Source organism: Tateyamaria pelophila, assembly GCF_019966495.1.
GTDB classification, from domain to species: domain Bacteria; phylum Pseudomonadota; class Alphaproteobacteria; order Rhodobacterales; family Rhodobacteraceae; genus Tateyamaria; species Tateyamaria pelophila.
The window spans coordinates 13,516-32,192 of sequence record NZ_JAIMIA010000054.1; the positions used below are offsets into that span (position 1 = coordinate 13,516).

The following is an 18,677-nucleotide window of genomic DNA, read 5'->3' on the forward strand; positions in this document are numbered from 1 at the left end:
CTGGCGAACCGCACGCCACCATATCACAGGATCCAAAGGCGGCAGGGAAACGAGCGCGCGATCAACCATTGGCGGAAACTTTGCACCGGGAGGCATCAATGGCAATGCTGGCGCACGTATCAAGACTGAAATTCATACACATGGTTGCGATACTGGCCTGCCGACGAGGCTTTGGCAAATGGCATACCGACCCATGCCTTCGAGACAGCCTACTGGAATAAGAATGAGTGATTGGAATATCCCCCGTCGGTTTCCGACAATCGGGCTATAAGTTCAGGTGTTGCTGAAAAAAGTCATGGTGCGGCCGGCGAACCTATAACTCTTGGGTCAGCCCCGGCCAACTGAGTTATTTTCCCCTTGTTTATAAACTCTTAGTTGATCTACATAGTTCAAGGGCGGTCAGGTAGGATCACTTAAGTTCAACAGGAATGGGGGCCGGAATGGGGGCCAGACTACGAGCATCGGACCTGAAAACTGCGCCGGAGGGGCGTCATTTCTTGGGTGAGGGTTTGTACTTCCGGGTGCGCGGCAGCAGTCGGGTTTGGATATATCGCTACCAGATCGACGGGGCGCGGCGTGATGTGACGTTGGGTAAGTACCCCGACATGAGCCTGAAGTCGGCGCGAGATGCGCGTTACGAGATGGCGCGGCTGAAGGAGCGCGGCTACGTCGCTGTCAGGCGGAGGCGGCACCGCAGCCACACGTTGCGGTCGTGGGTTGGGCGTTGGATGAAGGCGAACCGCCACGACTTGAAGGATGGCGGTCGGTCTGGGCGCTGGCTGTCGCCGCTGCGGGTCCACGTCATGCCGGTGCTGGGTCAGATGGATGTCCGCGCCATTACGTTCGAGGACATCAAGCCGATCTTCGACCCGATCTGGCGCACGAAGACCAGCGCCGCCGCGAAGGGTATGGACCGGCTTGGCATGGTGATGCGATACGCCGAGGCTGAACTGCCCGAGGTGGACGTACGGATCGTGCCGCGTGTGCGCGTGGCACTGGGCAAGCAGCGCCACAAGGCGACGCCGATACCATCGATGCCGTGGCGTGAGGTGCCCACCTTCTACGCCACGCTGGAGACATCCCCCGCCGCGCTGGCGCTGCGCCTGCTGATCCTGACCGCCAGCCGGTCCCGTCCCGTCAGGATGGCCCACGTCGATCAGTTCGAGGGCGACGTGTGGACGATCCCGGCGGCGAACATGAAGGGCGGCAACGAGTTCAGAGTGCCGCTGTCGGACGAAGCCATGCGGGTGATCGATCTGGCGCGGCCCCTTGCCCGAAACGGGTTCCTATTCTGCGCTGTCCGGGGCAAGCCAATCAGCGACATGTCGATGACGGCTCTCATGAACCGCCGCAAACTGGACTACCGACCGCACGGCTTCCGGTCGTCGTTCAGGACGTGGGCGGAGGACACCGCGCAGGACTGGACGCTGGCCGAGGTGTCACTGGATCACACGGTCGGGAACAAGGTCGAGAGAACGTACCAGAGATCCGACCTGCTCTACCGGCGCGCGCCACTCATGCAGCTTTGGAGCGACACGCTCGGCGTTTAGCCCTGTGCGGCGCTGCAGAACTTGGCGCGCCGGTCTTCGGTTTCGAACTTGTTGCCGCAGCCGCTTCACTGCCGGTAGCTGCGCAGGACACTCAGATCGACGCACGTCAGCGACACGACGATGACCGCCCTGCTCAGACGCCGCGACCTGCCCTACCGCCCGCATGGTTTCCGCGCCAGCTTCAGGACGTGGGCAGAAGAAACCGGGCACCGGAACAAACAGGCGATCAAAAGGGCTTGGCAGTACCAAATGACTGCCGGGCAGCCAGTCAAAGCCTTTTGGACCTCTGCCGCGCAAGTCTTTGGCATCAACCTGCCAGACGCCCATGATTTGTTCCATCGCCTTTTCGATCACTGCGTCTTGTGACATCGGAATAACCTTCTCAGAGATATTAGGGCTCATAGTGTGACGGGTCACACCGATACCTATTTCGAAATTGGTGTGACCATCAGCTCGTCGACGGGCAAATTGACAACACATTGCATGCCATCTTCGCCATCAATGGTGACCTGGCCAGAGCCAAATAACCAGACAACACGAAAGCGCTGACCCTCATAGTAGGACCAAGCATCCTTTTCGAACTGCGCTCCCGCCCTGATTTCGTTCCACTTTTTTGCGCTAAGCTTGATAGTGCTATCACCGTCGTCGTTTCCCCAATATGCCGTAAGTTCTACGAAATTTTTTACAGCCATCTCAGCGGCTCCTATGAAAAGAAAATGAACCACGTTGATCAGCTGTGATTGATTGCCAAAGCCCTCTTTTCCTGATCCGGCGCCAGAGAAACTTGGGATGCGACAGTAGGTACCTGAGGTAGCCCCAGCGACCAAGCGTTTGCCGCCGGTACAATGCGAGCGCGTTCTGCAGATATGGCCTCAACCTTGCAGGGGCTTCAATGAAGGTCGCTTCGCCATCCTCCGCCCAGTCCTCTAACCATTCACCGGTTGCCCACCAATCGATTTGGGCGATAGCGTCGGCAAACACGTCCACAGGCAGATCTGGATCATCCCAGTCGGCCCCACCGATATCGATATTTTCAGAATCGTAATCGCTTTCGTCAAACCCACTTGGATCGCCAAAGGCTTCAGCGTCGTGCCAGGTAAGGGTCCACACGCATTCCTCTGTCACAAAGGAAATTGGAATGTTTCTGGCGAAGTCAAAGCCATCATTTTCGGGAAATAAGTAGAGATGGCTTCGAATCACCCGCGTGAGATTTTCATGGTCAACACTGATGACCTCGGCCCACTGGCTAAGAACCGTGAACTCACGGAAATTTTCCCACCAATCTTCCTGTAACTTCTGGAGCGTTAGATGCAGAGCCGAGGAGTTGAAATCACGCACCTTCATTGGGCTTTCTTGCGTCGAGCGCAGATAGCCTTGCAGTCTGCAATCTTGGGCATCGTTCAAACTCCAATCGGCATGGTTGAAAGCCCGGCAATCAACCTTTGCCACCTTGGGTCTCCGCTTGGCACCCCAACGACATCGCGCCGGATTTCAATCATCACAGCGGCTTTGGCACCGGCATCAATGACGCCCACGTAGGGGGTGTTGTGTCCAACCTCATAGCCGTGCTGGCGGAAGTGCTCCGTAAGCGCCTCAACCCATGCGGGCGGCGTCAGACCTTCGCTGAATCCAATGTCGATCTCAGGACGTGGCCCATGCGCGTGACGTTCGATCGGCCAAGGCTCAGCAGGATAGGTGTGAAGATCGACCAGGAAGGCGTCAGCCGCTTTTGCCCGAAGGCGTTTCCAGTGGGGTCGATAATACCTATCCAGCAGCTCATCTCTCCGAACCTCGGTCAAGCCATTACGGATTGGCCGCATCTGGTGATCACAGCCGTAGAAGACCCCGCGGCCAACTTCTGCCATCTCCTCCTTGCTGTCGTCATCGTAGCGCTCAACGTCGACCACAATGCGGGACACATCCGCCTCAACGATCTCCGCCAACGGCCAGGCCTGCCTTGCCATTTCGTCCGTGTGGAGATCAGCAGAGACCAATGCCTCTGCTTCAACTGCAGCCCGCAGAGAAAGAAATTCTGGCCACGCGTCATCAGGGATAGCGATGGAGGCATGTGGGACATGGACAACGAGCTTCGGCATCTCAGGACTACCTCAACATAACAAGCTGCGGTACAGCGTCTGCATCGGCCCAAACGACAGCGTTCTGGTCAAACTCCGCCCCTAGAGCCTTTGCTCGCTCGAGGCCCAGCCCCGGCACGAAGATGCTCTCTTCCCCTGGCCAGTCACCAGATGGGTCCATCCCAAGGGCGTTCATGGCAGGAAATCCCTCAACGGAAAGCTGTCGCAGGAGATGGCTTTGGGCTTTCCTGTTGTCCTCCTCCGAGGTTTCTGCGCTGAAAGGGTTCCATGCGGTCAGATAACCGGCGGATGACACTCGGAGGTCAGCGTATAGCGCTTGCAATTCAGGTGAGTAGCGCCCAACGCGCATCGTAAATGCTTGCGGTTCGAGAACCCTGAAATCCGTCGATTCATAGGCTTTGATGAGATCTGCGGGAATTACAGTCATTGAGAGAGACTCCATCTCAGCAATATCAAAGGCTTCGAACGTGAAGTCCAGAGTTCCACGGAGGGACAGCTGCTTGAAGGCTGAAGTGACTAGCCGCCAGCGCGCGTCAGCGTGTGCGTGACTGCCTCGATGCGGTACGCACCATCGACGCCGGGCCGGGTGCCCGCGATGATGCAGAGGCCATCCGGGACTGCGGCAGTGTTGCCCTCGATCGTGACGGTGCCTTCACCGGCGTCCCGCTGCGCCGTTGCCGCGTCACTGTCGGATTGTTGCGCTGCCTCTGTCTCGTCCGCCCGCGATAGGCGCGACGCATGGATCGCGCTCACGTCCAGTCCGGTTGACCGCTGGACCCTCTGCCAGCTGGCTGATGCCACGTCATACCAGCGCGCGCGCACCTCGCTGAATTGCGCGCGACCAAGCTGGGGGGTGATATCCCAGCTGTGCAGGTTCTCGCCCCAGACGGCGCGGACGGCAGCCTGATAGTCCGCGTTCCGCTTCGAGAGGAACGCGGTGTCCCCCACGACCCGAAAGTTGGCCCCGATCTCCCGGGCAAGCCGCTCGCCCATGCCGATAAAGCTCTCGTCGCGCATCTCGAAATAGGTCCGGGCCAGCGATCGCGGTTGTGTCTCGAAAGTGGTGGAAATTCTCTGGCGGCGTTCTCCGAGCGGTTTGATTTGCGCCTGATCAGGCGACGAGGTCAAGTGTCATCGGCTCAATTGGTTGCGCGAGTGTTTCCCAGCCGTCGACTTTGCGCATCTGGATTTGGCCTGAGGCGAGGAGCGCCCAAAGCAGCATCGGCACGGTTTCAGCGCAGGGCAACACGGTCTGTGTTTTGATCCGGCGGCGAAACTCCTCGTTCAGGCGCTCGATGGCGTTGGTCGTGCGGGCTGACTTCCACTGCGACGGATCGAGGCGGGTGAAGGTGAACAGCCGATCCCCGGCCTCTTCAAGGCTGTCTGCGACCGCTCGGCACTTGAGCCGCCATTTGCGTAGAAAGGATTTGCGCTGCTTCTCAACTTTATCGGCCGTGTCAGCGTAAATCATGGCGCGATAATCGTCGCCCAGCTCCTCGTGCATATGTTTTGGGGCGTGGGCCAGCAGGTTGCGATGCTTGTGAACAGTGCAGCGCTGGATCGGCAAGTCTTGGCCCCACAACGCCACCAGCGCAGCCTCCAATCCCGGCGCACCATCAACCATCACGAACTCGGGCCGCTTAAGGCCCCGCGCATCGAGGTCGTCAATGAACTGACGCCAGGCGGCTGTGCTCTCCCCACCCATATTCATAATGGAAAGCAATACCTTCTGCCCGTCCCGGCGCACGCCGATAGCCACCAGAACAGAGATGTTCGTGGCTTTTTTATCCAGCCGCGTCTTGATGACGGTGCCGTCAAGGATGAGCCGAACGATGTCCTCATCAGCAAGGCTACGGACGCACCAAGCGTCCCAGTCGGTCTTCACCTTTCGCCAAGCGCGGCTGACCACGTCTTTGCTGACAGCCCCCTTGAACAGCGCAAACAGTGCGCGCTTCACACGCCGCGTGTTGGTGCCCGAGAGATAGACCGACGCAATCAGCGCTTCGGCCGTCTTGGTCAGGCGCTGGTAGCGCGGCAACGCTTTTGAGCTCCATTCACTGACCTTGCCAACTTCGTCTTCAACCCGGGCGCGGGGTACGCTGATCGTCTCAGTGCCAAATGTCCCGGTGATTTGACGGCCCCGGTGGCCGTGGCGATAGCCCTTCACCGTTCCGGCCTCTCGGCCATACCGCAAACGACCAAGAAAGCCGTCCAGTTCTTCGTTGAAAACGGCCTCGATGGTGCCGCGGATGTTGGCGCGAAGCCGATCCTCGATCGGGTCAAAGCCTTCTTCACATGTAAGTAGCGAAATGGGGCTCGTGTCTGTAGTCTTGGTCATGGCGTGATCTCCTATGGCGGTACCAGCCGCCGATTGGGTGGGTTTGATTCACCCGGAGATTACGCCACCTTCAAATTTCCACCAACTTCGCGACACGACCGCGATCGCAGCGCAGGGTCGATATCGACACTGGTGATCCCGGCAAACGCGCCTGCCTCGCGCATGATTGTTTCGACTGTCGCGTTGTCCCAGTTGCGCTGTTGATCCCAAACTGCCGCGACAGAGCGCCGGGCTTTACCCCAGCCTTGATCGAGGCGCGGATCAGGTTGACCTGCGATTGCGTCAGGCCCTCCACACTGGGCATACTGGAGGACGGCTGCGCTGCTGGGGCAGGTTCCTGCCATTCCCTTAGGCATCATTCGCCGCAGCTCAGCTTCCCGAAAGCGGCCGTAAAAACATCTATAGAGTTTTGCATGTTTCCCGTGTTCAGGAAGCGGGGAAACAGAAGTTTTGCCTTGGCGAATGAACAGTTCATTGCGCAAACCTCAGTAATGAGTGACACAGATTACTCAGCTTCGCGATATCGTATTTCAACTGAATTGAAGGCCAAAAACCAATGCCAAGGCTTGATGCTACGAGCTCACATTACATTAAACTTGGTCGCCGTGGCGAATGGGAGGCTGAAGCAATTGCTGAAGGTGTTCTGCGTTTCGGGTATCACGAATTGCCGCATGAGTTGTGTATTGCCGGTGAATGGGACGATGCGAAGGAAGCGTGGCGCGCGCATCGCGGTGGCAACGAAGGGGTGTTGACCAGCGACCTAACCCAAGCTCGCACCTTTTATACCGCCCCTGAGACTTCAGTTTTCATCACTTTTCATGCTGGGCGGCTGTATTGGTGTCGTCCCCGCGGCCCAGCTGAGCTTTTGGAAGATGGGACCAAGCTGCGTGCAACTGTCGATGGTTGGCACGGTCAAACGGTGGGTGGCGAAGATCTATTCTATGAACGCCTTTCCGGTCGACTTTTGAAGGTTCAAGGATTTCGAGGAACCATTTGCCAGGTTGAACCCCAGGAATACCTGCTGCGAAAACTCGGTGACGAGGTCATGCCAGAGGTGCAGGTGGCCTTACAGGCAGAAGATCAAATAGTTAATGCGATCTCTGGATTAATGGGGCTTTTGACGTGGCAGGATTTCGAACTTTTGGTTGACTTGGTCTTTTCATCAAGTGGGTGGAAACGCACAGGTTCAATTGGTGGCGTCCAGAACACCGTAGATATCGAATTGCTCCTACCATCGACTCAAGAGAGAGCCTTTGTTCAAGTCAAGTCGCATGCAACGCCCAGACAGTTTGATGATTATGTACGACGAATGGACCAAATGGTCGGTGTCGACCGCATGTTTTTCGTTTGGCACACAGGACATGTAGGCGATGCTCCGGTTCATGGACGCGTTACGCTAATTGACCCGGTCAGACTTGCCCGAATGGTTCTTGATGCAGGTTTAACAACTTGGCTGAGGCAAAAAGTGAGCTGAAGCCTTACTGTGGTTAAATCTGTCGAGCGTCTTGAACGGCCCATTCCTGCCGTTCACCTGACCATCTAATTGCCGCGGTGCGGCCCGTCATAGGAGACATTCGCCGCGCGCGCAAAATCGATCGCTGGGCGAAGTCAGACATCGCAGACGCAACTGTCTTTGAAAGTTCAAACTCGGATCAAAACTTCGCCTTCAATCTCCATTGCAAATCCAAGTGGCAATCCAGACACGCCGATTGCAGAACGAGCGTGGCAGCCCACTTCCTGTCCGAACACGGCAATGATTAGGTCACTAAACCCGTTCACCACGAGGTGTTGCTCGGAATACCCGGATGCTGATGTCACCATCCCGAAGACGCGAACCCACCCAATTATTCGAGAGAGTTCGCCAATCTCGGATTTGAGGTTTGCCAAAACCGACAATGCCACTTCTCGTGCTTCAGCGTATGCTTCTTCGGTTGTAAGGTCCGTCCCTACAACGCCGAACGGGCCACTGATGCGTCCGTCGGCTCCATTCTTTGGATGGCCAGAAAACAACGCGCGCTCGCCTCTTATGTTCACGAATGCGAAAGGTATGTGCAGTCCCTCAGGCAATTTTGTCGGCTGAGGTAATTTCAGACCAAGCGCTGCCAGTCTTTCTTCAGGTGTGGTCACGAACACTTTCCCCGCTCAATGATTGGATTTCACGCTATATCACGTCGACCGTCCCGTTCGCCAGCCAATGTCAGAGCGGATTCCAAGCAGACCTCGGATGCGGCGCAACATCTGCAGTTTGACCAATCCCGTCGGTCGTCACTGACGGCCCATTCCTGACCTTAACCATCATCTAATGCCGCTAAAGTGCGGCCCTTCATACCAACATTTGCTGCAACTGCGAAAACTGGTGAGCCTTTTGACAGTGCAATTGACGGCCGACCGCGCACGGTCCATCGTCAGCGCATGAAACAGCTTACCTCCGCCGACATCACCGCCGCCGCCGATCGCATTGCGGGCCATATCCGTCTAACGCCTGTCTTGCAGTTGGAGTCGGGCGCGCTTGGTCTGCATTACCCCGTCACGCTGAAACTGGAGCACACGCAGGTCACAGGCTCCTTCAAGGTGCGGGGTGCGTTCAACAACCTGCTCAGCCGGGATGTGCCCGATGCAGGCATTGTCGCAGCCTCGGGCGGGAACCATGGCGCCGCCGTAGCATATGCGGCCACCAAGCTGGGACATAAGTCAGTTGTCTTCGTGCCCCGTGCGATTGCCAAGGAAGAAAAGCTTCGCCGGATGCGCGATTTCGGTGCTGAGGTCATCCTGACCGAAGGCAGCGTCGCCGATTGTATGGCGGAGTACGCCGCGCATGCAGAAACCACCGGTGCGCTATCGGTCCACCCCTATGACACTGCTCCCACATTGGCGGGTCAGGGCACCGTTGCGTTAGAGATGGAAAAACAGACCGATGGGTTCGACACCATCATGGTTGCTACCGGCGGTGGAGGGTTGATCGGCGGCATTGCCGCTGGGATCGGCGACCGGGTGCGCGTGGTGTCGGTCGAAACCGAAGGCACCAACACTCTAGCCCGATCTTTGAAGGAAGGTTCGGAAATAGACGTTGCCGCCAGCGGAATTTCCGCAGGCTCACTTGGCGGGCCGCGGTTGGGCGAATTGTCCTACACTATCATTAAGGAAAGGGTCACAGACGCCATCGTGCTGCCCGACGTGGCGGTATTCGACGCCGCGAAGAAGCTGTGGGAAGGCACACGGCTAGTCGGCGAACCGGGCGCTGCGACTGCATTGGCGGCGTTGACATCGGGTGCCTACAAGCCGGGCAAAGATGAACGGATTGCTGTTCTTGTCTGTGGCGGGAATGCGGAACCCCACTGGTTTATGGATTGAAGTAACTGCAATCCGTCGATTTTGACTTGGCCAACGCGCGTGCATGACCGGCCCTTTGCAGCCGCTCGCCGGACATGTTGTATGCTGCGATGCGGCCCGCCAAACTTGCCGTTCGCTGCTCGTGCATGATCATACCTCAGGACAAGATTGGCGTCTCGGACAATCCGGACTTTTGTTGGGACAGCTACGCCACTTGCAGAAAATCCGCGCGATTTCAGAATTCCTGCCGCTGCGGCGGAACTTATGGTGCCCAAGCAGTCGTCAAATCCTGCCAATAGACGTCGCTTCCGAACCGCGTTTTCATTGCAGTCGGTCTCAATAATCGAGACTTGGGATAGGTCTACAGCTCTCGAGAACGCATCGGCATGTCATCACGCGCCCAGATACTCTAACCCCGCCCGCGCACCCACGCCTCGGCGCCGCGGACATCGACAAAAACGCGATACACCGATGTCGTCGCAGTGATGAATATGCGATGGCCATCCGCACCGCCAAAACACAGGTTCGAGACCACCTGAGGTACAAGGATCTTACCCAATCGCGTGCCTTCGGAATCGAAGCAGTGCACGCCGTCGGCAGCTGATGACCAAAGATTGCCGAACGTGTCACACCGCATTCCGTCCGGCAGGCCCCGGTCAATTTCCGCGAAGACCCCTTTATCGCGCAAATTCGCGCCGTCAACGGCTAACTTGCGAATGACCGCCGGGACGCTGTCGTCGTGGCTCGACCCGCTTTCCGCAATGTACAGCGTCGTTTCATCCGGCGAAAAACATAGCCCGTTTGGCTGGCTGAAATCGCTGGCGACCACTTTCAATTCGCCATCAGGGGACAGACGGTAAACATTCCGGGCACTTTGCTCTGGATCGCTGCGATACCCTTCGAAATTCGAGATGATTCCATAAGTCGGATCGGTAAACCAGATCGCGTTGTCCGAGCTCACCACGACGTCGTTGGGCGAATTCAGGCGCTTGCCATCAAAGCTGTCTGCGAGGACCGTCAGCGACCCGTCGATCTCGGTGCGCACCACGTCGCGCTCCCCGTGCCGACACCCGATCAGCCGCCCCTGCACATCGCGTGTATTGCCATTGTTGAACCCCGATCGCTCACGATAGACTGACACACCCTCTCGTTCAGACCAGCGCAAAATCCGTTGGCTTGGAATATCCGAGAACAAAAGACAATCGTGATCGCCGAACCAGACCGGCCCCTCCGTCCAGGTGAAGCCTTCGGCAATCACGTCCAGCGTGGACATTGGATGGACCATGGCAGCAAAGCGGTTATCATGCATTTCTAGATGCGGCGGCAGGGAGATCATGCGCGTACCCTCCTTGTGCTGGCGGCGATAACGATGCCTATGATGATGGTCCCGGTCAGGACATTGCGAACACCGGCCCCCGCGCCGTAGCTGTTCAGCATCGAAACGACGAGAAACATGAAAAGCGCAGCCCCCCAGACACCGGGCACGTTGGAATTGCCCCCGGCGATGGAACTGCCGCCGACGACCACGACTGCGATAGACATAAGCAGATATTCCGCCCCCATGTTGAGTGCCGCGCCCCCCGAAAAGCTGGCAAGCAGGTATCCCGTCAGGGCCGAGAACACCGCTACTGAAATATACGTCAAGGCCCGTACGAGTTCGACCGGCACACCGGCAAGGCGCGCAGCGCGCATGTTCTGTCCGGTGGCGAGTAGCCAGCGGCCCCAGACCGACCTTTCCAGGACGACCCAGACGACAATGGCCAGGAAAAGCCCCACCCAGGCTACGTTCGGCAGGCCCAGAAACCGCCCCGTGGCAAAATCGGCCAACCCCGACGGTGGCTTGATCCGCAGGCCACGGTTCGACCAGATCGCCAGCGACTGATAGACTAAAGAAGCGGCAAGCGTGGCGATGATGGGCGGCAACCGCAAAAAATAGATCAGCGCATAGTTGGCGATGCCCACGCCAAAGCCGACAAACAGCGCAATGACAAGACCGAGCATCGCCGTGCCCGGATCAGTCCCCATAGCCTTCAGCGCCAAAGTTGCCGCCAGCGTCATCGTTGCGGGGACCGACAGGTCGACATTGCCGGGTCCCAGCGTAATGACCAGCATCTGACCCAGCCCAACGATGGCGGCAAACGCGCCGAAGGACAGCGCGGCATAGGCCAGCTCTCCGGCACCGCGCCCCGAGGTTAGACCGAGGATCAGGGCGTAGGCCACGGCCGCAGCCACGCAAGACCAGATCCAGGGTTTCGTCAGAACAGTCATGCCTCGGCCCCTTTTTGTCTGAAGATCAGACGAGCCGTCAGGACCAGTATCAGGATTGCACCCTGCGCACCTATTTGCCAATCCGGCGAAAGCCGCATGAAACTGAGAAAGCTCGCAGCCAGCGTCAGTGTCAGCGCGCCAATGACCGCACCAGTCGGACTGACCTTGCCGCCGATAAACTCTCCCCCGCCAAGGATCACCCCGGCGATGGACAGTAGCGTGTAACGCAGCGCGATATTGGCATCGGCGGCCGTGGTCAGCCCAACAAGTGCCATGCCCGCCAGAACGCCGAACAGCCCGGCAAGCCCATAGGCCAACGCCTTGAGCCGGATTACGGACCAACCGGCCCGTTCGACCGACCGGGCATTGCCGCCGACCCCGCGCAGCACGGTGCCGATCCCGGACCGCATGATCAGCAGATGCGTCACGACCGCGATGATGATCGACGCAACAACCGCCATCGGTGCAAAGGGCGGCTTGACCGTCATCAGAGAACGCAGCCAATCCGGGCTTGCCCCGCCCGGCGACGGCAGGATAAACAGCGCCAGCCCACCCCAGACGAACGACATGCCCAGCGTCACGACGATAGCCGGCAGGTCAAGCGTGTGTATCAACGCCCCAAGTGCCGCATAGGCAAGGATCAGCGCCATCAGGATCAGCAGCCCCAGCATGGGCGTATCGTGCAGAAATGTCGCGGTGACACAGGCCACCAAGCTGACGAAGGCGCCAAGCGACAGGTCGATGTCGTTGACCATGATGATCATCATTTGCGCAATCGTCGCCAAAGCGATCGGGACAGCCAGATTGAACAGCAGATTCAGGCCGAAATAGCTCATGGCGCGCGGCTGCATGTAGAACGTCGCCGCCAGCAAAACCGCCAGCGACACGACCGGCAGGATGATCCTGTGGCGGGCAAGAAAGCTCAAGACGCCTCCTGAAGTTCGAAGGACGCCGCGAGGATGTTTTCCTCGGTGATGTCCGCGCCGGTCAGTTCGGCGCTAATTTCATGGTTGCGGAATACAAAGACCCGATCGCATTGGCAGACCTCTTCGGTTTCCGTCGAATACCAAAGGAACGTGCGCCCGCGGGCGGCTTCGGCGCGGATCATGGCGTAGACGTCTTGCTTTGTGCCCACGTCTACCCCGCGCATCGGGTCATCCATGATCACCACCGACGCGGGCGAGGCCAGCGCCCGGGCAAACAGTACTTTTTGTTGGTTGCCGCCAGAAAGGGACAGGATCTGGTTTCGGACGTCGTCGGTGCGGATGCCAATCCGGTCTTTCCATTGTGCGGCGACGTCGGCTTCGGCATGGCGGTCCACCAGACCGCGCCTTGCTCCCTGCCGCAGCGCGGAAATTGAGATATTCCGCAGGATCGACCAAAGCGGCAAAACGCCATCACGCGGCCTGTCGCCCGCGACAAACGCCACGTCGGGCGTTCTCCCGTACCGCCACGACGACGACCGCGACAGGTAAAGCCGCGCGAGCGCTGCCGCCTGCCCGTGTCCGGCCAACCCCGAAAGCCCAACGATTTCGCCTTTGCGCGCCGAAAGCCCTTGGTCTGTTCGGACGATCTCGGGGCCGAGATCCTGCCGAATGCCTTCGGCGTCCGCCGTTTCGGCGGTAACATGGCCCATGGCATCCACAAGGCCCTGTCGGGTGAAGTCGGCTGTTGCGCGTTCGGCGACGATGCGGCCATCCTTCAGAACTATGATCCGGTTGGCGACCTCGAAGACCTCGCCCATCATGTGCGAGATAAAGACAACGGCGCCGCCATCCGCGCAGAAACGCTTGATATGCGCCAAGAGCTGATCGGCGATGCCCGCGTCTAAAGAGGACGTCGGCTCATCAAGAATAACCAGACGCGCCGCCGTGCCGCGCGGGGCAAAGCCGATGGCGATCTCGACCATCTGGCGTTCCGCGATGGACAATGTATCGACCTCGGCATTCGGGTCGATGCCATGGGCTGGAAAGATCCTGTCGAGGCTTTGAAGGATCTCGACCCGCGCGGGCCTGCGCCAGCCCGGCCCTTTCAGCGCCTTGTGCGAGATCCGCAGATTCTCTGCCACGGTCAGGTTGGGACACAGCGACAGTTCCTGAAAGACGGACCTTACCCCGGCCTCCAAGGCCGCCGTCCCATCCGAGAAACGAATTTCGCCGGAAGAAGGCGACAGGCCACCGTTGATCAAATTGACGAGCGTCGATTTGCCCGCGCCGTTGTGGCCGACAAGCCCGATGCAATCGCCCGGTTTCACGGCCAAGCTGACCCCGTCAAGCGCGCGGACGGGGCCAAAATGCTTGGCCGCGTCCAGCAACGTCACGACCGGGGCGCTCTTATGATCGGTCATGAGCGCTCCATTCTGAATTTGTTAAAATGCGGACCACCTGTGTCGGTGGCCCGTTTGGTACGGATCACTGGGCATCCGCGATGACCTGCTTCGCGTCGCCGAGCGTATAGGTCACGTTAGCCACAGACCCTTCGGGCGTGCTGGCCAGCGACTCGTCCAGGGTGTCTTGCGTGATTTTCAGGAAGGGTACGGTCAGATCCTTGGGCACTTCATTGCCCGCAAGAACCTGTTGCGCCACCCAAAGCGCCAGCGAGGCCACCCCCGGCGCGATGGACAGCGAGAGTGTCTCGTAGTTGTTGGCGGCGCGTTGTTCGGCCCACCACTGCAGTTCGTCCTGGCGATTGCCAAGCACGATTAGCGGTGTCGGGCGGCCCGCCGCCTTAAACGCCTGCGCGGCCCCGTAGCCATCGCCCCCTTGGGTCACAACACCGACGATTTCCGGCAGCGACGGCAAGACGCCCGCCACGGCCTTTTGCGCCACATCCTGCGCCCAGTCACCATGCACCGACCCGACGATTTCGAACTGGTCATGTTCGGCAACACCTTCGTGAATGCCCTTGGAAATCTCATCGTCCACGAACACACCGGCGAGACCGCGAATTTCCAGCAGGTTGCCGCCATCGGGCAGTCGCGTGGCGAGATAATCCACCTCTTCGCGGCCCATGGCGGCGAAATCTACCGCGATCCGCCAGGCGCAGGGCTCGGTTACGATGCCGTCAAAGCTGACCACCGTCACGCCTGCGTCGCAGGCTTCTTTTACCGCGCCGTTCAAGGCGGTGGGCGATGCCGCGTTCATCACGATCGCGTCGTAGCCCTGCAAGATCATATTCTGAATCTGGGCGGCCTGTTCGGTCGCCTGATTTTCCGACGTAGTATAGGCATCGGCTGCCGCGAGCACACCATCGGCCACCGCTTGTCCGCCGACCTCTTCCCAGGTCTGCAGCATCGCCTGACGCCACGAATTGCCCGCGTAGTTGTTGGACAGCGCAATGCGCTTGCCAGAGGTATCGGCCATGTGGGACTCGGCCTGAGCCAATCCGGCAACCATCGCAACGCTTGCCGCGCCCAGCAGCATTTTTGAAATCATCATTTTTTTCCTCCCTGTCGCGCAGTTAACTTGCGCAGCATCTGGCCCGAAAATGGCCCGAATGGCGCGATAATGTGGGTCCGAACTGGCCCTGTAAAGTCATCTTCCCGCAGAGATGTTGCGGATTCCCGCAATAGTCTTGCAGTTCGGGGTGTTTCCTTTGGCCCATTTGCCTGCAACACTTGCGGATAAACGCATCGCGCAATGGGAGGAGACATGAACAAGGCGCTGCAGGCCCCCGCCAGGCGGAACGTCTTTTTGCGCATATCGGCGCATTTGGCCGAACGCACGGACATTACCTCGGCGCTGCAGGCGGTGGCGAACGAGATATCAGAAGTCATCCCATACACCCATGCGGATCTGTGTCTGAAAGACCGCCCCGGCTGGCTGTCCAGCTACGAAGTCGGGATACAGACCCGCTGGTCGCGGGCGCGCACGCGGGTCGCTGCATCGCCGATCCGGGACCTGATCACCGGCAATTGCGATTACATGCTGTGCCAGGATGCGATGCAAGATCCGCGGCAGACCTTCGAAGGCGCCTGTTCTGAACCGATCTTCAATCACCAGCTGCGCTCGCGCGTGCATGTTCTGATGAAGGTCATGGGCCAGCCCATAGGAACGCTGAATATCTCTCATTCCACCCCCGGTCTGTACACACAGGAAACCGTGCAAGGCGCTCAAAATGTTGCCGATGTCCTGTCGCCCTATTTTCACGCGCTGCATACCGCCGAGCAGGCCCGCCGCGCCGCGCAGGTCGGCCAAGAGGCACAGGCGCGCGAAGAAGGGCTGCGGCGTGGCGCGCTGGAACTAACCCAAACACTGGAACAGGAGCGACAGCGGATCGGCATGGATCTGCACGATCAGACGCTCGCCGACTTGACCCGCCTGCTTCGCACCATCACCGGAGACGGCGCCCTGGTCCGCGATGAGATGGCGCAGCGGATCACCGAGATCATCGACGATCTGCGGCGGACCATCGACACAGCGGTCCCGACCTTGTTGGACCTGTTCGGATTCACCCATGCGGTTCAGGTACATCTGGAACGCGCGACCTGTTCGGAGTTTATTGAAGTAGATGTTTTCGATGACACGGGCGGCGCGCCGGATCGGCTTGACCCCACCGTGCGGACAGCACTGTTTCGCATTGCGCAGGAGGCCATCAACAACGCCGCGCGCCATTCCGGAGCCGGTCGCATCACCGTTCGGATCGAACCGCTGGGCGAGTCCGGGCTGGTCATGACCGTGCGTGACGATGGACGCGGCATTCCTACCGATCTGCAGCGCAATTCCGGGCTGGCGCATATGCGCACACGTGCCCGGTTGATCTCGGCTGGGATCGACATCTTGAACGAATATGGCTGCGTAGTGCGAGTCATGCTGGAGGATCGAAGATGAAGGTACTTATCGTCGAGGATGACCAGTTCCATTCTACTTTTTTACAGGACGCGCTGGTCGAGGCGGTGCCTGAAGTGACGGAAATCGTTCATGCCGCCAACGGTGCGATTGGCGAAGACGAAGCCCGGCGAGGCGAGATCGAGGCCATCGTCATGGATTTGCAAATGGAACAGCGCAATGGAATCGAGGCAGCCCGCACCATATGGGCCGAAAGACCACAAAGCCGCATCCTGTTCTGGTCGAATTACGCCGATGACGCCTATCTTCGCGGAATCGCTCACATCGTACCCGAGGACAGCGCGTACGGATATGTCCTAAAAACCGCGTCGCGTGAGCGGTTGAAGCTGGCCCTGCGCGCCGTGCTTGTGGAAGGTCAGATTATGGTGGACCGCGAAATCCACCGCTTGCAAAAGCGCGGTTCCTCCCCTCGTACCCGACTGGACGATAGTGAATTCGACGTGCTCATAGATCTGGCGCTCGGGCTACAGGACAAACTGATCGCAGAACGGCGCGGCATGTCCTTGCGCACTGTACAAAACCGACTCCTGTCTCTCTACGAGAAGCTCGGCGTCATCTCAGAACTTGACGACGAGGTGATGCTCAACAAACGTGTTCGGGCGCTCAACCGTGCTCTCGTAACCCGCACGATCAACATCGAAACGCTTGAAACCACCCAACGTGATCTCGAAACGTGGCTGAAAGAACGCTAATCATCGCGGTGGCCGGGCCTCAACTGCGGGGCCTGAAAACACTGCACTCATAAGAATGAAGGTCCCTGACTATCCGCGCGGCAGCAAAAATTTTGAATGGCCGCTTTGCTGGCTGTTTGATACCGTTTTTCGGTCCGCAGCGAATGGCCGGTGTCCGTCCTTCGTGTCGAATGCTGCGGTCGCGAACCCTGAGATTTCGCGGTCACGGCGAACGGCTGGAAGGTCCGGACAGTCAGCCCATTGGGCCTTAATCCGAGCAATTGGGGTGAACCAGAGGCAGACTGGGAATCTTGTGTCAGGTGGTGAACACTAGCGCGTTAGATAGGCCGCTACTTTTAGTCTCAACCAATCAGGCAATTCCACTCTAATGGCCCCACCTCTGAGGTGTGAACTTTCCATGCCCACAATCTGCCAGCCCCCGCGTTTGTTTTTTTTCAACAATGCCCCCCAGAATTGCCGCTGGTCACCAAGTACCCTGAACACCACCATGATATGCCGCCCCACAGGGCATCACTAACTTTCGCGCGTTTCACGGCTCGAGTCCCTCTTGAACAGCACAATTCCCACTAACGCACTGTTAATCAATTGGTCGTAGGCTCGATCCCTACCGCCGGAGCCAATTTTTCACTTAGTTTACAAGTGCGTAACAAGCCGCCCCTAGGGGCGGCTTTTGGTTTCTGCAACATCTCTGCAACATGGCAATTGGCCTACAATGGCGACAAAGCTCCCTCGCCCCTTGACCTTGAACCAATCGCCCTCATTGAATTGCAATTAGGCGATCGAGGTGCGAACCTTCCCGTGCTTAGCCGCGGTTTAAATCTTCTCGTACGCCGCTTCGACAACACTGAAATCACTATCTAGCGCCGAACGCAGCGACTTTGCGGCAGCTACGCTCTGTTCAATGGTGAAGCCCTCGCGAAGCACGAATATATATCCGGATCCACCTGCAGGCCCCTGGTTTGGCGGACAGTCGTAGATAGCCTCTACGGCCGGAATAATTTCCACGATTTCATTCAGTGAGTACGCTTCAAAACTGACCGAAGTCGGTCCATTGCCAAAATCCAACTCAAGCGGTCTTTGCGAAGCGCCCAATTCATCTGCCATTATTCCGTAAAGACTGAAATCAAATCCTTCCAGCGGCTTGAGTCCTTCGTCGAAATCTATGAAATCATCAAATATATGGCCGACATAGCCCGGGGTTTCCTCCATGGGAGTCTCATCGTCGTAAGAATCTTCGGCGCCCGTCATGTCCAACTCCTCCATTTCTGTGGCGTTATAACGGTAGTTTAATATATCTGAAACCTGAGCCGCCAGCACAAGTTGACCCAGCCCATTGGAAGCAAACGTAGGAGGGATCGCCCCCGCACGTGTCGAAGGTGAATAGCGGTTCGCTCCTTTGTCTCTTTTCGTGCCTCCAATATTTCCTTGACTTGGAGCCTAGGGAAAACCTGGAGCGATTCATAACGAAAGCGATTCTATCCGACATTCCCCAAGTGGCCTGCCATCTGACGCGAAGATCGCCTGATCAGGCCTGCGGATCAAGTATCTTTTACCTC

At 58.4% G+C, this 18,677-nt stretch carries 19 protein-coding genes; 6 read left to right on the top strand and 13 right to left on the bottom strand.

The genetic code is table 11. The features are described 5' to 3' along the window. The first annotated feature begins 440 nt into the window (after positions 1 to 440). Entirely contained in the window at positions 441 to 1,550 is a 1,110-nt protein-coding gene (locus LC354_RS16105; protein ID WP_223425604.1) for a tyrosine-type recombinase/integrase, read from the top strand. A 120-nt stretch (positions 1,551 to 1,670) separates the two neighbouring features. After that, complete coding sequence (locus LC354_RS16110; protein ID WP_223425606.1) at positions 1,671 to 1,916, top strand: hypothetical protein; 246 nt, start codon at positions 1,671 to 1,673, stop codon at positions 1,914 to 1,916. A 59-nt stretch (positions 1,917 to 1,975) separates the two neighbouring features. Here LC354_RS16110 and LC354_RS16115 read toward each other — a convergent pair whose 3' ends face one another. From LC354_RS16115 to LC354_RS16140, 6 genes are all read right to left on the bottom strand, one after another. Further along, entirely contained in the window at positions 1,976 to 2,242 is a 267-nt protein-coding gene (locus tag LC354_RS16115; protein WP_223425608.1) for a hypothetical protein, read from the bottom strand. Position 2,243: 1 nt separating this feature from the next. Beyond that, positions 2,244 to 2,999 carry a hypothetical protein gene (locus LC354_RS16120; protein WP_223425610.1) on the bottom strand — a complete coding sequence of 252 codons (756 nt, stop codon included), beginning with the start codon at positions 2,997 to 2,999 and terminating at the stop codon, positions 2,244 to 2,246. Next, positions 2,951 to 3,646 carry an N-formylglutamate amidohydrolase gene (locus tag LC354_RS16125; protein ID WP_223425612.1) on the bottom strand — a complete coding sequence of 232 codons (696 nt, stop codon included), beginning with the start codon at positions 3,644 to 3,646 and terminating at the stop codon, positions 2,951 to 2,953. The genes LC354_RS16120 and LC354_RS16125 overlap by 49 nt, the downstream gene beginning before the upstream one ends. Before the next feature lie 7 nt (positions 3,647 to 3,653). Further along, positions 3,654 to 4,073, bottom strand: a complete 420-nt coding sequence (locus tag LC354_RS16130; protein ID WP_223425614.1) for a DUF3293 domain-containing protein — start codon at positions 4,071 to 4,073, stop codon at positions 3,654 to 3,656. An 89-nt stretch (positions 4,074 to 4,162) separates the two neighbouring features. Continuing rightward, the gene (locus tag LC354_RS16135; RefSeq protein ID WP_223425616.1) at positions 4,163 to 4,774 is read right to left on the bottom strand and encodes a hypothetical protein; all 612 of its coding nucleotides are present in this window, start codon (positions 4,772 to 4,774) and stop codon (positions 4,163 to 4,165) included. Next, entirely contained in the window at positions 4,758 to 5,984 is a 1,227-nt protein-coding gene (locus tag LC354_RS16140) for an IS256 family transposase (protein WP_223425618.1), read from the bottom strand. The genes LC354_RS16135 and LC354_RS16140 overlap by 17 nt, the downstream gene beginning before the upstream one ends. Positions 5,985 to 6,540: 556 nt before the next feature. Here LC354_RS16140 and LC354_RS16145 point away from each other — a divergent pair. Continuing rightward, positions 6,541 to 7,458 (top strand): restriction endonuclease, encoded by a 918-nt coding sequence (locus LC354_RS16145; RefSeq protein ID WP_223425620.1) that lies wholly within the window; start codon positions 6,541 to 6,543, stop codon positions 7,456 to 7,458. Positions 7,459 to 7,625: 167 nt separating this feature from the next. On the opposite strand, the gene LC354_RS16150 is transcribed toward LC354_RS16145, so the two are convergent. Further along, complete coding sequence (locus tag LC354_RS16150; RefSeq protein ID WP_223425622.1) at positions 7,626 to 8,111, bottom strand: RidA family protein; 486 nt, start codon at positions 8,109 to 8,111, stop codon at positions 7,626 to 7,628. A 285-nt stretch (positions 8,112 to 8,396) separates the two neighbouring features. Here LC354_RS16150 and LC354_RS16155 point away from each other — a divergent pair, with 285 nt between their 5' ends. Beyond that, the gene (locus LC354_RS16155) at positions 8,397 to 9,335 is read left to right on the top strand and encodes a threonine/serine dehydratase (protein ID WP_223425624.1); all 939 of its coding nucleotides are present in this window, start codon (positions 8,397 to 8,399) and stop codon (positions 9,333 to 9,335) included. A gap of 388 nt (positions 9,336 to 9,723) precedes the next feature. On the opposite strand, the gene LC354_RS16160 is transcribed toward LC354_RS16155, so the two are convergent. From LC354_RS16160 to LC354_RS16180, 5 genes are all read right to left on the bottom strand, one after another. After that, entirely contained in the window at positions 9,724 to 10,650 is a 927-nt protein-coding gene (locus tag LC354_RS16160; protein WP_223425625.1) for an SMP-30/gluconolactonase/LRE family protein, read from the bottom strand. Beyond that, positions 10,647 to 11,582 (bottom strand): ABC transporter permease, encoded by a 936-nt coding sequence (locus LC354_RS16165; protein ID WP_223425627.1) that lies wholly within the window; start codon positions 11,580 to 11,582, stop codon positions 10,647 to 10,649. The genes LC354_RS16160 and LC354_RS16165 overlap by 4 nt, the downstream gene beginning before the upstream one ends. Then, entirely contained in the window at positions 11,579 to 12,508 is a 930-nt protein-coding gene (locus LC354_RS16170) for an ABC transporter permease (RefSeq protein ID WP_223425629.1), read from the bottom strand. Before LC354_RS16170 ends, LC354_RS16165 begins: the two co-directional genes overlap by 4 nt. Then, positions 12,505 to 13,929: a sugar ABC transporter ATP-binding protein gene (locus tag LC354_RS16175; protein WP_223425631.1), complete on the bottom strand. Its 1,425-nt coding sequence runs from the start codon at positions 13,927 to 13,929 to the stop codon at positions 12,505 to 12,507. Before LC354_RS16175 ends, LC354_RS16170 begins: the two co-directional genes overlap by 4 nt. A gap of 64 nt (positions 13,930 to 13,993) precedes the next feature. Beyond that, positions 13,994 to 15,019, bottom strand: coding sequence for an ABC transporter substrate-binding protein (locus tag LC354_RS16180; protein ID WP_223425633.1), 1,026 nt, complete (start codon positions 15,017 to 15,019; stop codon positions 13,994 to 13,996). A 213-nt stretch (positions 15,020 to 15,232) separates the two neighbouring features. On the opposite strand from LC354_RS16180, the gene LC354_RS16185 reads away from it, so the two are divergent. Continuing rightward, positions 15,233 to 16,411, top strand: a complete 1,179-nt coding sequence (locus LC354_RS16185; RefSeq protein ID WP_223425635.1) for a sensor histidine kinase — start codon at positions 15,233 to 15,235, stop codon at positions 16,409 to 16,411. Then, complete coding sequence (locus LC354_RS16190; protein WP_223425637.1) at positions 16,408 to 17,121, top strand: response regulator transcription factor; 714 nt, start codon at positions 16,408 to 16,410, stop codon at positions 17,119 to 17,121. Before LC354_RS16185 ends, LC354_RS16190 begins: the two co-directional genes overlap by 4 nt. Before the next feature lie 813 nt (positions 17,122 to 17,934). Here LC354_RS16190 and LC354_RS16195 read toward each other — a convergent pair. Further along, positions 17,935 to 18,369: a hypothetical protein gene (locus tag LC354_RS16195; RefSeq protein WP_223425639.1), complete on the bottom strand. Its 435-nt coding sequence runs from the start codon at positions 18,367 to 18,369 to the stop codon at positions 17,935 to 17,937. Positions 18,370 to 18,677 lie beyond the last annotated feature (308 nt).